General features: G+C 57.9%; 10 protein-coding genes. All 10 read right to left on the reverse strand.

Annotated features, from left to right (window positions below):
- Position 1: 1 nt before the first annotated feature.
- On the reverse strand, positions 2-1,390 hold the full coding sequence (locus tag RB620_RS04205; RefSeq protein ID WP_308092276.1) for a bifunctional folylpolyglutamate synthase/dihydrofolate synthase: 1,389 nt from the start codon (positions 1,388-1,390) through the stop codon (positions 2-4).
- 35 nt (positions 1,391-1,425) lie between these two features.
- A complete protein-coding gene (locus tag RB620_RS04210; RefSeq protein WP_374121358.1) occupies positions 1,426-4,059 on the reverse strand; it encodes a valine--tRNA ligase in 2,634 nt (877 codons plus the stop codon).
- Between the two features lie 654 nt (positions 4,060-4,713).
- Entirely contained in the window at positions 4,714-6,090 is a 1,377-nt protein-coding gene (locus tag RB620_RS04215; RefSeq protein ID WP_308092278.1) for a LysM peptidoglycan-binding domain-containing protein, read from the reverse strand.
- Between the two features lie 105 nt (positions 6,091-6,195).
- Positions 6,196-7,137: an RluA family pseudouridine synthase gene (locus tag RB620_RS04220; RefSeq protein ID WP_308092279.1), complete on the reverse strand. Its 942-nt coding sequence runs from the start codon at positions 7,135-7,137 to the stop codon at positions 6,196-6,198.
- Positions 7,138-7,161: 24 nt separating this feature from the next.
- Positions 7,162-8,463: a glutamate-1-semialdehyde 2,1-aminomutase gene (hemL, locus tag RB620_RS04225; protein WP_308092280.1), complete on the reverse strand. Its 1,302-nt coding sequence runs from the start codon at positions 8,461-8,463 to the stop codon at positions 7,162-7,164.
- Positions 8,463-9,464 carry a porphobilinogen synthase gene (gene hemB / locus RB620_RS04230; RefSeq protein WP_308092281.1) on the reverse strand — a complete coding sequence of 334 codons (1,002 nt, stop codon included), beginning with the start codon at positions 9,462-9,464 and terminating at the stop codon, positions 8,463-8,465. Before hemB ends, hemL begins: the two co-directional genes overlap by 1 nt.
- Complete coding sequence (cobA, locus tag RB620_RS04235) at positions 9,461-11,029, reverse strand: uroporphyrinogen-III C-methyltransferase (protein ID WP_308092282.1); 1,569 nt, start codon at positions 11,027-11,029, stop codon at positions 9,461-9,463. Before cobA ends, hemB begins: the two co-directional genes overlap by 4 nt.
- Positions 11,030-11,031: 2 nt before the next feature.
- Positions 11,032-11,985, reverse strand: coding sequence for a hydroxymethylbilane synthase (gene hemC / locus RB620_RS04240; RefSeq protein WP_308092283.1), 954 nt, complete (start codon positions 11,983-11,985; stop codon positions 11,032-11,034).
- Positions 11,986-11,990: 5 nt separating this feature from the next.
- Complete coding sequence (locus RB620_RS04245) at positions 11,991-12,662, reverse strand: precorrin-2 dehydrogenase/sirohydrochlorin ferrochelatase family protein (protein ID WP_308092284.1); 672 nt, start codon at positions 12,660-12,662, stop codon at positions 11,991-11,993.
- A gap of 47 nt (positions 12,663-12,709) precedes the next feature.
- Positions 12,710-13,522, reverse strand: a complete 813-nt coding sequence (gene ccsA / locus RB620_RS04250; RefSeq protein ID WP_308092285.1) for a cytochrome c biogenesis protein CcsA — start codon at positions 13,520-13,522, stop codon at positions 12,710-12,712.
- Positions 13,523-13,599: the final 77 nt, after the last annotated feature.

The raw sequence follows: 13,599 nt of genomic DNA on the forward strand, positions 1-13,599 counted from the left end.
TTCACCAACCTTTTTCAGAATCCGAGCCAAACAATAGGCGGGAGCGTACGTCCGCTATCAAATAAAGCGTTCCCGTCACGACCCCGAGATCCTTGTCCCCGGTCATCTGCTGTAATTTGTTTAATGCTTGCTGCCAATCCTTCTCAATGACGATCTCGATAGGGGGAAGCTCCGGCATGTTGCTGCGCATCTCCTGGACGATTCCGGCCAAGCCCTGCGCTTCCATTTTCATGCGATAATCGGGTTCGGTCAAGATAAGCGTATCCACTATTGGTAGTATATGCTTAATCGTCTCCCGATGATTCTTATTCTCCAGCATCCCCATCATGAGGTGAAGCTTCTCGTAACGATACGTCGTACGAAGCGCCTTCGCCAGCATCTCCGCGCCTTCCGGATTGTGAGCCCCGTCAAGTAGAATGCGAGGATCCCGGCTGACCATCTCCAGCCTTCCGGGCCATGCAGCCTTCAGCAGGCCCTCCCGCAGCGCTTCGTCTTCGATCACGAGCGCGTTGTATTGGCGCAGCACCTCTAGCGCCATGACGGCGGTTGCCGCGTTCGTACGTTGATGAGCGCCGTTTAACGTGATCGATAACGGTTCGATGGTGCGGAACAAACCGTCGAATCGGAAGGTTTGATCGTCTTCGCGCTCGGAGACCGCCGATTCGGCGAATTGTTCGCCGAGCAAATAAAGCGAGCTCTTGCGCTCCGCCGCCGTCCGCTTCATGACTTCGATCACTTCCGGCTGCGTAGCCGCGCAAACGACGGGAATGCCCGGCTTGATGATGCCCGCTTTCTCCTCGGCTACAGCAACGAGCGTGTCGCCAAGCCGATCCATGTGATCGTGGCCGATATTCGTAATGATCGAGATGACCGGATAGACGATATTCGTCACGTCCAGCCTTCCGCCAAGACCGGTTTCCCACACCACGTAATCCGGGAATGTCACCTTGGCATAGAATAGAATCGCTAGAGCCGTAGACACTTCGAACATCGTCGGCGAACCGAGCTCGGTCTCCGCGAGCGCTTCGACATGCGGCCGAAGCTCGTTCGCAAGCGCAAGCAGCGTCTCTTCCTCGATATCGTTCCCGTTGTATTGGAACCGGTTCGTAAATTTCGTAATATACGGCGACGTGAACGTTCCTACGTCATAGCCGCCGCGGATCAGCACGCTGGTCAAATAAGCGCAGGTCGATCCCTTGCCGTTCGTCCCCGCCACGTGGATGAACTTCAGCCTGCGATGCGGGTTGCCGAGCCTCTCCATCAACGCTTCGATGCGGTCCAAGCCCGGGCGGATTCCGAACGGAATAAGTCCAGTGATCCATTCTACCGCTTCTTGATAGGAGGACAGCGTTCCAGCCGCCGTCCCATTCGTCATATGTTCTGCCGTCATGCGTTACCCTTCTTCCAAAACGTGGTCGCGGCCGATTAGCCGCGCAATTCCGAGATGCGCGCAAGCACCTTGTCGCGTTTCTCCGCGTAGTCGTTCATTTTGGCGCGTTCTTCTTCGATGACCTTCGCCGGCGCTTTCGCCACGAAACCTTCATTGCCGAGCTTCTTCTCCACGCGCTCGACTTCGGAGACGAGCGTGTTCAGCTCTTTCTCGAGGCGCGCGATTTCTTGTGCGATGTCGATCAGGCCCGCAAGCGGCAAATAAAGCTCGGCGCCGGTGACGATAGTCGTCATCGCCTTGTCGGGAGCTGCGATGCCGCGCCCGATCTCGAGCAGCGACGTACCGCAGAACCGCTTCACGAATTCTTCGTTGCGGCCGAGGATCGTTTCCTCCGCCTCGCTTGCAGGCTTAATCAGCAGTTCGATCTTCTTGCTCATCGGCACGTTCACTTCCGCCCGGATATTACGCACGGAACGGATCATCTCCATCAGCAGCTCCATCTCTTTGACCGCATCCGGCGCTTCGAGCGAAGTTTCGTAGGTCGGCCAAGCGGCCAGCGTGATCGTATCGCCGACATGAGGGAGATGCTGCCAAATCTCCTCGCTGATAAATGGCATGAACGGGTGAATAAGGCGCTGCGTCCGGTCAAGCACGTAAGCGAGCACGGATTGCGTCGCGCGTTTGGCGGCCATGTCCGTTCCGTTCAGGCTCAGCTTGGAGAATTCGATATACCAATCGCACAGATCATCCCAGATGAAGTTGTAGAGCACGCGGCCCGTCTCCCCGAATTCATAGCCGTCGATCAAACGTGTGACGTCGCGCACCGTTTCGTTCAGACGATGGAGAATCCAGCGATCCGCCGTTCCGAGCTTAACGTCGATGTTGATGTCCGCCGCTTCGAAACCTTCGAGATTCATCAGCGCGAACCGCGAAGCGTTCCAAATTTTGTTCGCGAAGTTGCGAGCCTGCTCTACCTTCTCGAAACGGAAGCGCAGGTCTTGGCCCGGCGTGCTGCCCGTCGAAATCATGAACCGCATCGCGTCCGCTCCGTATTGCTCGATAACGTCGAGCGGATCGACGCCGTTGCCGAGCGACTTGGACATCTTCTGACCATCCTTGTCGCGTACGAGTCCGTGCATGAGCACGTCCTTGAACGGCATCTCGTCCGTAAATTCGAGGGCTGTGAAAATCATGCGCGCCACCCAGAAATAAATAATATCGTAACCCGTCACGAGCACGTCCGTCGGGTAATACCGTTTCAGATCTTCAGTCTGGTCCGGCCAGCCGAGCGTGGAGAACGGCCAAAGCGCGGAGCTGAACCACGTATCAAGCACGTCGCTGTCCTGACGCAGATGATCGCCTTGCATATCTTCGCGCGACACGTGCAGCTCGCCCGTCGCGTCGTCGTACCAAGCCGGAATCCGGTGTCCCCACCATAGCTGGCGGGAGATGCACCAATCGCGAACGTTTTCGATCCAGTTCAAATATGTTTTCTCGAAGCGGTCCGGAACGAACTGCACGCCTTTGCCCGACTTCTGGGCCGCGATCGCCGCTTCCGCGAGCGGCTTCATGGCTACGAACCATTGCGTAGACAAGTAAGGTTCCACTACCGCTCCGCTGCGCTCGCTATGTCCGACTTGATGGACGTGGTCTTCGATGAGAACGCAAACGCCTTGCTCCTGCAAATCCTTCACGAGCTGCTTGCGGCAGTCGAAGCGGTCCATGCCTTGATAAGGTCCCGCTTCCGCGTTCATGATACCCGATTCGTCCATGACGATAATTTGCGGCAGGCTGTGCCGCTCGCCGACTTCGAAGTCGTTCGGATCATGCGCGGGCGTAATCTTGACCGCGCCGGAGCCGAATTCCTTCTCGACGTATTCGTCGGCGATAATCGGGATTTCCCTGCCGACGACCGGCAATACGATCATGGAGCCAATCAGATGCTTGTAGCGCTCGTCTTCCGGATGTACCGCGACGGCTGTATCGCCGAGCATCGTCTCCGGACGCGTCGTCGCGACCGTAATGAAGCCGGAGCCATCCTTCAGCGGGTACCGCAAATGATACAGGTGACCGTTAAGTTCCTTATACTCGACTTCGATATCGGACAGCGCCGTGCGCGCAGCCGGATCCCAGTTGATGATTTTTTTGCCGCGGTAGATTAAGCCTTTCTCGTAGAGACGGACGAACACTTCGCGAACGGCCTTGGATAAGCCTTCGTCGAGCGTGAACCGCTCTCTGGAATAGTCAAGAGACAAGCCCATCTTCGCCCATTGGGCACGAATCGTGTCCGCGTACTGCCCTTTCCACTCCCACACCTTCTCCAGGAAGGCTTCCCTTCCTAGATCATGGCGCGTAACGCCTTGCTCGCGCAGCTTCTGCTCGACCTTCGTCTGCGTCGCGATGCCCGCGTGATCGGTGCCCGGCAGCCATAACGCATCGTATCCTTGCATCCGCTTCGTGCGGATCAGAATATCTTGCAGCGTAAAGTCGAGCGCATGCCCGATATGCAGCATCCCCGTTACGTTAGGAGGCGGGATTACGATTGTGTAAGGTTTGGCATCGGGTCTTTTGCCCGCCTGAAAATAGTTGCCTTCCACCCAATACGAGTACCACTTCTGCTCCGCCGATTTGGGGTCGTAAGTGGTTGGCATTGCTGGTTTGTTCTCCATGTCAGACATCTGTTCATCTCCCATTCATTCTTCTCAAGGTGAAACGGCTGTCGCCTTCCTTTGGCGGTGCAGCGCGTTTCATTCCGAGAAATATAAGCACAGTATAGAGAAAACTTATACTTTCTTATATTTCAAGTGTAAACGGCTGTCGCCGTCTTCTAGAAGCACAAACTTACTCGTTTCTTAGTGAATTCTAAGATCCTATAAGGCGAATATTCATGCATGCTTGGAACTGGACGCAAAAAAACCTCCCGTCCTCAAAAGGACGAAAGGTTATCTTCCGTGGTACCACCTTTGTTCCGCTTGCGTTCGCACGCGCGGCACTCGAACAGATAACGGCTGCGGCCGGCCCCGCTTAGACGAGAGGCGTCGATTTCTTGACGCGTTTCGCTTGAGCGTGGCAACTCCAGGGCGACCCGTATGCAGTCCGATCCTGCAGAACCTTCCAGCGTAACGGTCCTGCTCTCTGAAGGCCTCCTGCGTACTACTCCCCTTCAATGTCGTTCACGTAAAACATACATATGCTCTATCATACATTTGTTAACGTGCGGAGTCAACCTGCAATGGTTACAATAGGCAAAAGCGCAAACAAGGCCGCCCGGTGAAGGGCGGCCTTTCGGAATAAAGCGACTGACTGATCGAAGAGACGCGGCGTTACGGAATATACAGAAGCTGCCCTTCCTCCACCGCGGATTCATGCAGCCTGTTATAGGTCAGAATTTCCCTCGGGTTCAGGCTGTACCGTATCGCGATCTGCTCCAGCGTCTCTTCCTTCTGGACAATGCACATTCTGATCTTGCGGAATTCGTTCTCCCCGGCTTGCTTGCTCAGGAACAACTTCTTCCACTCGATTTCTTCTTCCACAGCCGCCGTGCGGGATGCGTTCTGCGCTTCCAGCTCGAAGCTTTCCTGCTCAGCAGCCTCGCGCGCCGCTTGCTCGCGCCTGCTCGATTGCAGCAGCGCGCGGAACCCGACATCCGCTTGCGGCTCCCCGGCGTTGCCGGACGGTTTGCCTGCGAAAGCGATCTGGACCTCTTGCTGCTGGCGCCCTTCCGGCTCCGGCTCCGGCTCTTGGTTGATCGGCTCCGCGGGGACGGCTTGCAGAACCTGTTCGATTCTAGGTTCTTCGTAGATTTCGGCAACGAACGTGTCCGAGGATTGGGGCTCGACGGCCGCGGTCTGGATTTCCTCCTCCGGCCTGATTCCCGCTTGACCGGCGGACGAAGTTGGTTGGTTAGCCGCAAACCAAGGCTGGGAAAATGCCGCTTCATCGTCTTGAGCCGCAAACTGCGGCGACTGCTGCGCCTTCTGCCCCGCTTCGGCGAGCGCGCTCCACTGCAGCCAGCTGTCGCTGACGGTTTGCTGCGAAGCGATCGTTATTTCGCGCTGGCCGCCATCCGACAAGGCGGATGAAAGATCATCGGCTATGTAACCCTGCTCTTCTTGCACAGCCTGCGCTTGATCCCCGTAATCACGCTGGGTCCATTCGAACGACGGAGGCTGGAATCCCGCTTGCGCCGCATTCGCATATGCTGCAGCCCCCGCCTCATTCGATTCCGGTCCAGAGAAGCCGTTCCCGAACGGCTGCTCGAATGGCGCTTCCCGCTCATGGGTCGCCGTGAACGGCTCTTCCTCCCACTGCTGTCCGGGCGTCTCCTCCACCGGATCGACGGAGATCCCCCTGAGCGACAACACGCCGGTAATGTTCAGCGTACGGGCGGAGATCAGATCGACATCGAAATTATCGATTTCGATCGAGATGTCGTCCAGCCGAGACACCCGGTTCATCGGCAGCGAAATTTCGACCGGGATCCAGTGCTCGAGCGTAAGCGGCCCCGCAATCGCATTCTGGCTCCGATACACGCCGCTGAGCAGCAGCTGCCCTTTCAAGACGGCTTGGTCCCCTTGATCGATCACTTGGATCCGGGGCACCAGCTCGATCTCCTCCAACTCGTCTATCGCCGCGACATCATCGGGCAGATGAACGCGCTCATACACGTCAAATCGTAATCCGTTCGCTTGATTCGACACGCCAAAGTCCTCCCTTCTCATACTGAATGCTTGGTCTAACGGCACATACACTACTTATCTATATGGCTGAGCAAGCGGGAGCATGACTGTCTTTTTCAAAGAGGACTACCCGTTGTATAGCTTCCGCAGCCAAGCCGGCCAAGGCGAGTCCGCTTCGACCATGTCGCCCGTGAGCGGATGCGGGAAGACGAGCTTCTCGCCATGCAGAGCTTGATGGTTCAGTCCGCCTGCCGCGAATCCTCCGTAGAGCGTATCCCCGAGCAGAGGATGGCCGATATGGCTCATGTGAACGCGGATCTGATGCGTGCGGCCCGTCTCGAGCTCGACTCTCGCGACCGAGAATCTATCGAATGAGCGAATTCGTTCATAGCGGGTAACGGCCGTTTCTCCCGCAGGCGATACTCTGCGCCTAGACTTATGGTGACGATCCTTGCCGATCGGAGCATCGATCGTTCCCTTCTGCTGCCGCAGACGGCCGTGAACGACGGCGATATACAGCCGATCGATCCGCTTATCGCGCATCGCCTCGTCGAGCCGGAGCTGTGCGAGATCGTTTTTGGAATACAGCACGGGGCCGGACGTGTCGTCGTCGAGCCGGTGAATATGCCGAACGGGAAGCGGATCCCCTTGATTCATCATATGTTTGGCGGCGGCCATATCCAGCGTACCGGCTTGTCCCGCGTACGATTCGTGGACGGGCATGCCGGCCGGCTTGTCGAACACCAAGCAGTAGTCGTCCTCGTACAGCACGGGCGGGACGACAAGCCCCGCGTCCTTCGCCGCGTGACGGTACAAATCGGAATGCTTGGCATCCGTCGCCGGGAACGCCAGCAGCCCGATGCGCCCGTCGGGCGACCAGCGGATTCCTCCGACCGAGAATAGGCGGTTCACCCATTTGGCGGGGAAAAGCGAACAAGCCAGCAACCACTGGCGCAACTCGTGCGCGTGGCTGCCGGCTTCCGGCGGCTTGGAGCCCAGTGCCGTGGCCAGAGCGTAAGGATCCAGCTCCAGCCACTCTCCAATGCGTTCGATATGGTTATTTATCATTTGCGCTTGGGCTCCTTTAGACGATTACAGACGGCCGAACGCAGCGTCATGCGCGGCAATCGTCTCTTCGATGTCGGCATCCGAATGAACCGCGGATACGAACATTCCTTCGAATTGGGAAGGGGCGATGCTGACCCCGAGATCCAGCATGGCGGCGAAATAAGCTTTGAACCGCTCCAGGCTGGATGTCTTCGCCGAATCGTAATTGATCACGACTTGATCGGTGAAGAACGGGCAGACCATCGAGCCGACGCGGTTAATCGTCGTCGGAATGCCGTGTTTCGCCGCGTTTGCTTCGAAGCCGAGCTGAAGCTTGACGGCCTGGCGCTCCAGCAGCTCGTACTTATCCTGCGTCATCAGCTTGAGTGTCGTATAACCGGCCGCCATCGCAAGCGGGTTGCCCGACAATGTGCCCGCCTGGTAGATCGGGCCGCTAGGCGCCATCATCTCCATCAGCTCTCGTCTGCCGCCGTACGCTCCGACCGGCAGTCCGCCGCCGATGACCTTGCCGAAGCAGGTGAGATCGGGCTGAATGCCGAACAGCCCTTGCGCGCAGGAATAGCCGACCCGGAATCCGGTCATCACTTCGTCGAAGATCAGCAAGCTTCCGTATTCCGTCGTAATGGCACGCAGCCCTTCCAGGAAGCCCGGAAGCGGCGGCACGACGCCCATATTGCCGGCGACCGGCTCCACGATGACGCAAGCGATCTCCTCGCCGTATTTCTCGAACGCCAGCTTGACCGATTCGATATCGTTATAGGGTACCGTGATCGTATGCGAAGCGACATGCTCGGGCACGCCCGGGCTGTCCGGAAGTCCAAGCGTCGCGACGCCGGAGCCCGCCTTAATGAGCAAGCTGTCCGCATGCCCGTGGTAAGAACCCTCGAATTTCATGATTTTGCTGCGTTTCGTATAACCTCGCGCGAGTCTAAGCGCGCTCATCGTCGCTTCCGTGCCGGAGTTGACCATCCTCACGACATCGACGGAAGGCACTCGTTCGCAGACGAGCTCGGCCATCAACGTCTCAAGCTCCGTCGGAGCCCCGAAGCTCGTGCCTTTCTCCGCCGTCTTGCGGATCGCTTCCACGACTTCCGGATGGGCATGTCCCATGATAAGAGGTCCCCAGGAAGCTACGTAATCGATATAGGAGTTTCCGTCGATGTCATAAACGCGGCTGCCAGCTCCGCGCTCCATGTATACGGGCGTCAGTCCGACCGATTTGAATGCCCGCACCGGGCTGTTAACGCCTCCGGGGATTACTTTCTTCGCTCTCGCGAACGCTTCGGCTGACTTTGCGTCCTGTCTCGTTCTCGCTTTTTCGCTCATTATGCCTCTTCTCCTCTCAGCCAGCGCGCCGCGTCCTTCGCGTGATACGTAATGATAATGTCCGCGCCCGCGCGCTTCATGCCCGTGAGCTTCTCCAGCACGATCGACCGCTCGTCGATCCAGCCGTTCGCCGCAGCCCCCTTCACCATCGAATATTCCGCGCTGACGTTGTAGGCGACGACCGGAAGATCGAATTGCTCTTTCAACATCTTCAAAATGTCCAAATAGGCGAGAGCCGGCTTCACCATTAGCATGTCGGCGCCTTCCGCGACGTCGGAATCCGCTTCTCGGATCGCCTCTCTCGCATTGGCCGGATCCATCTGGTACGTCTTGCGGTCCCCGAATTGCGGAGCGGAATGCGCGGCATCACGGAACGGACCGTAAAACGCGGAAGCGTATTTGACGGAATAGGACATAATCGCGATATCGCTAAAGCCCGCCTCATCGAGTCCCCCCCGGATCGCATGGACGAATCCGTCCATCATATTGGAAGGCGCGATGATATCGGCGCCGGCTTCCGCTTGAGATATGGCCGTACGGACAAGCAGCTCGAGCGATCTGTCGTTGTCGACCACTGCGGTCCCCGTCGCCTTGTCTTGATGCACGATGCCGCAATGGCCGTGATCCGTGAACTGGCACAGACAAGTATCGGCTACGACGACGAGCTCCGGCGACCAGCCCTTCACCGCGCGGATTGCCTGTTGCACAATGCCGTTCTTGTCGTAAGCCGACGTCCCAGCGGCGTCCTTATGCTCCGGAACGCCGAATAGCAGCACGGACTTAACGCCCGCGGCCACGACATCGCGGATTTCTTCTTCCAGTCGGTCCATCGAGAAATGATAAACGCCCGGCATGGACGGTATCTCTTCCTTCACGTTATCGCCGTGCGTTACGAAGATCGGGTAAATAAAATCGTTTGCTTCAAGCACCGTCTCGCGCACCATGCCGCGAATGCCGGCCGTCCTGCGAAGCCTGCGATGTCTCGTAATTGGAAATGTCATATCGGTTCGTCCTCCTTCGATGCTCGTTCAGTCATGCGGTATCGGGCGACTGCTGCCAATAAACTGTCTATCGTGGATTCCTCTGCTTCGATCGAAACCTCAAGCCCTGCATCTCGAACCGTCTGCGAGGTGATCGGGCCTATGCTTGCGATCGGAATGCCGGCCAGAGCCTTCGCCGGCTCTTCGATTCCGTTCCTCTCCAATACCGTTAACAAGTTCGTTACGGTCGACGAGCTCGTGAACGTAATCATATGGATCGCTTTCTCGCGGAGCCATTCCACCGCCAGCTCGTCCCGCGTATCGGCCAATACGGTGTCGTATACATCGATCTCTACCGGCTCCACGCCGCGCTCTCTGAGCGCCTTAGGCATGACGTCGCGCGCGAGGTCGCCTCTTGGCAGGAGTGCCCGGTCACCCTGCTTCATCCAGCCTTCGACTCGCTCCAGCAGCGATTCCGCGTGGAATTTGACCGGCAGCTCTTCGACTTGAAGTCCTCGTCCGACAAGCGCTTCCGCCGTCTTCGGTCCTACGGCGACGATGCGGGCCTGGCCGAAACTTCGAATATCGAGCTTAAATTGCCGCAGCCAGCGGATGAAATATTCGACGCCGTTCACGCTCGTAAAGACAAGCCATTGATAGCTCTCCGCCTCCGACAGCTTCTCCCGCAGCGTCGCGATCGCGGCTTCGCCTTCCGGCTCCCGGATATCGATGACCGGGAACTCGCACGGCTCGCCGCCAAGCTCCTCGATCCGCTCCGACAGCTCGCTCGCCTGCGTGCGCGCTCTCGTCACGAGCACGCGCACGCCGAACAACGGCTTGCGCTCGTACCAACGGAGCTTCTCGCGCTGCAGCACGACTTCGCCTACGATAATGACGGCCGGCGGCTGGAAATTCGCGGCCTTTACCTTCTCTTCGATCGTCGCAAGCGTGCCGACGATCGTCTGCTGCTCCACGCGCGTTCCCCAGCGGACCAACGCCACCGGCGTGCTGGCAGGCTTGCCATGCCGGATCAACTGCTCTGCGATGTAGCCGATTTTGGCGACGCCCATCAGGAACAATAGCGTACCCGTCGCGTTCGTCACTTTGTCCCAGTGGATGGAACGGTCCAGCTTATCCGGGCTTTCGTGTCCCGTCACGATGGAAAGAGAGGATGCCAGATCGCGATGGGTAACCGGTATGCCCGCGTACGCCGGTACGGCGATCGCCGACGTGATGCCGGGAACGATTTCGAATTCGATGCCGTTATCGTAAAGCAGTTCCGCTTCCTCGCCCACTCGCCCGAATATCGTCGGATCGCCGCCTTTGAGCCGCGTAACCGTCTTCCCTTCCAGCGCGAGATCCACGAGCAGCTGATTAATCTCTTCCTGCTTCATCGTGTGGCGATCCGGAAGCTTGCCAACGTAAATCAGTTCCGCGGACGGCTTCGCGTGCCGAAGCAGCCTCGGACTTGCGAGACGGTCATAGACGACAACATCGCATCTTTCTAGGCATTGCATCCCGCGAACCGTGATCAGCTTCGGATCTCCCGGTCCTGCGCCGACCAAATATACCTTCCCCTTGTCCATGCTTATCCCCCGATTTCCGCTAAAATCCGGTCGCCGCCCGCCGCGAGCAGCGCATTCGCCACTTCCTTGCCCAGCTCGATCGGATCGGTTCCGCGCTTAATTTCCTTCAGCAGCGTCCCCCCGTCGGGCGAACCTACGATGCCGGTCAGTTCAAGTACGGGCGCATCGCCGGCGCGGTCGACAATGACGGCATGCGCGCCGATCGGCACTTGGCAGCCGCCGTGAAGCGTGCCGAGAAAACTTCGCTCGGCCTGAACGGTACGCTCCGTATCCGCGTCATTGAAGATCGCGAGCAGCTCCCTAACGCCGGCATCCTCTTCCCTGCATTCGATGCCAAGCGCGCCTTGTCCGACCGCCGGCGTACATAGATCAGCCGGAATCATCGCGGATATCCGATCCTCCCAGCCCATTCTGGTCATGCCTGCGGCCGCGAGAACGACCGCGTCGAAACCTTCCGTCTCCAGCTTGCGGATCCGGGAATCGATATTGCCCCGAATCGACTCCAGCTGCAGATCCGGTCTCGCATGTTTCAGTTGGCAGGAGCGGCGAAGGCTGCTCGTGCCTACCTTGGCGCCTAGCGGCAGATCCTGCAAGCTGTTGCCTTCTTTCATGATGAGGCAGTCCATCGGATTCACCCTTTTCGGCGTCGCGCCGTTCATGAGTCCTTCCGGAAGCTCATAGGGCATATCCTTCATGCTGTGAACCGCCAGATCGATCTCGCCGTCGATAAGCGCTTGTTCGATTTCCTTGACGAACAACCCTTTGCCGCCTACCTTGGACAACGTGACATCCAGAATGCGATCCCCTTTGGTGATGATCTTGCGAATTTCGAATGTATAAGGAAAACCTCGCTCCTCGCAGATTCGCTTCAGCTCGTCGATCACTTGTCCCGTCTGCGTCAGCGCGAGCGCGCTTTGTCTTGTGCCGACCGTAATTACGCGTTCAGCTTTGTCCATTCCCGTTACCTCCCCTTCGTCCTGTCCAGCAATTGCCGGTACCATAATCCGGTCTCGATCTGCTGGAAATTTTTTGAGTCGTCAAGCGTCTCCTCTGCTGCGAGCTTAAGCACGTCGCGCCGCAGCGCTTCGTCCTTCAGCTCTGCCAGCACATACTCCCGCAGCAAGCGTAGCCGCTCCACTGCGGCTTCATAGCGCGGTCCGTATTGCCGCTCCAGCTCCCGCTTGATCGCCATCGACAACGCAGGGCTCGCTCCCGACGCCGTGACCGAGAGCAGCAGATCTCCCCTACGAACGACCGAAGGGGTAATGAAACTGCCGGCTTCTCCGCGATCGGCAACGTTGCACCACAGATGCCTCTGCTCCGCCGCGAGCGCGATCGCGAGATTAAGCCCCTCGTTGTCCGTAGCGGCGAATACCATCCATGCGCCGTCCAGGTCGCTCTCTCGGTAAGCCCGCAACCGAAGTTCAACCCGCTCCGCCGCTGCCAGCGCTTCGATCCCCTTCGTAACCTCGGGGCTTACAAGAAGAAGAGCGTCGGCGCCCGATTCCAGCAGCCCCGCAAGCTTTCGCTCGGCAACTGCGCCGCCGCCGACCACGACGCAGCGTCTGCCGCGCAGTTGAAGCGCCGCCGCGTAATACGACACGCTCTCCAGCCTCCGCTCGGGTTCCGTCATGTAGATCCCATCCCTTCTACCGATAACATGAATCCATGACCCGTGCCTTAATGGAACGTAGACAACGCGCTGGATGCCAAATTCAAGAGCAGAACCAGGAAAGCGGCCAAATACAACTTGGCCAGCTGCTGGCCGGGTCGCCTGTTCACTGCGCGCTGATAGACGTAAATGATGAACATGACCAGCGCGGCGAACGAAGTAAGCACCTTCCAATCAAGCAGCAGGATGACCCTTCCTTCAACGAGCAGCGAGGTAACGGCGAGCGCAAGCGACATGGCCAGCAGCGGCACCCCGATCATGACCGAACGGTCCGAGAATCGTTCGATCGTGTCCAAGCTAGGATACCGTCTAACAAACTTAGACCATTGCTTGCTCTTCAGCCGGTGATGAAGGAACAGATACATGCCCGAGAGCAACGCTCCGAACGTAAGCGCCGCGTAGGCGCATAGGATGAGACTGATATGTACGTACAGCAGCTCGCGGGTCGTCTGCCCAACCGCGTATTCGTTGCCCTCGGCGGCGCCCGCGTACAGGTTAAGGGCAAGAACGGCGAATCCGACGACATTGACGAAAAACACGATGTAGTCGATGGCGTAGAATCTGCTCATGACGAGCGACGCCGTGACAAGCAACCAAGAGAAACATAACCAATATTCGAAAGCGGATATTTGCGATAAATCCGAGTGAGAGACCAACCTCGTGATCAGGTAGCCAGTCTGAAGCACCCATACAAAAATAAGCAGCCCTGTTCCTATCCGTTTCGCTCTCCGGCTCGCGTTCATGAAGTCGGAGAAATAAAACAGAAGGCTCAGGGCGTAAACATACAGTATCGTATCGTACAACCAATTCGCTGTTCCCATAACCCCTCCGCTTAGGCAGCTCTGCATTTGCGGACGCTGTTGGTTGTACTCTCCGTTGCTAGGTGAGGTCAACCTGC

Source organism: Paenibacillus sp. LHD-117, from assembly GCF_030929555.1.
Classification (GTDB): domain Bacteria; phylum Bacillota; class Bacilli; order Paenibacillales; family Paenibacillaceae; genus Pristimantibacillus.

What these genes read in the sequence shown, in the direction of transcription:
- RB620_RS04205 (WP_308092276.1), bottom strand. Translation starts at nt 1,390, where the DNA reads ATGACGGCAGAACATATGACGAATGGGACGGCGGCTGGAACGCTGTCC.
- RB620_RS04210 (WP_374121358.1), bottom strand. Translation starts at nt 4,059, where the DNA reads ATGGAGAACAAACCAGCAATGCCAACCACTTACGACCCCAAATCGGCG.
- RB620_RS04220 (WP_308092279.1), bottom strand. Translation starts at nt 7,137, where the DNA reads ATGATAAATAACCATATCGAACGCATTGGAGAGTGGCTGGAGCTGGAT.
- hemL (WP_308092280.1), bottom strand. Translation starts at nt 8,463, where the DNA reads ATGAGCGAAAAAGCGAGAACGAGACAGGACGCAAAGTCAGCCGAAGCG.
- hemB (WP_308092281.1), bottom strand. Translation starts at nt 9,464, where the DNA reads ATGACATTTCCAATTACGAGACATCGCAGGCTTCGCAGGACGGCCGGC.
- cobA (WP_308092282.1), bottom strand. Translation starts at nt 11,029, where the DNA reads ATGGACAAGGGGAAGGTATATTTGGTCGGCGCAGGACCGGGAGATCCG.
- hemC (WP_308092283.1), bottom strand. Translation starts at nt 11,985, where the DNA reads ATGGACAAAGCTGAACGCGTAATTACGGTCGGCACAAGACAAAGCGCG.
- RB620_RS04245 (WP_308092284.1), bottom strand. Translation starts at nt 12,662, where the DNA reads ATGACGGAACCCGAGCGGAGGCTGGAGAGCGTGTCGTATTACGCGGCG.
- ccsA (WP_308092285.1), bottom strand. Translation starts at nt 13,522, where the DNA reads ATGGGAACAGCGAATTGGTTGTACGATACGATACTGTATGTTTACGCC.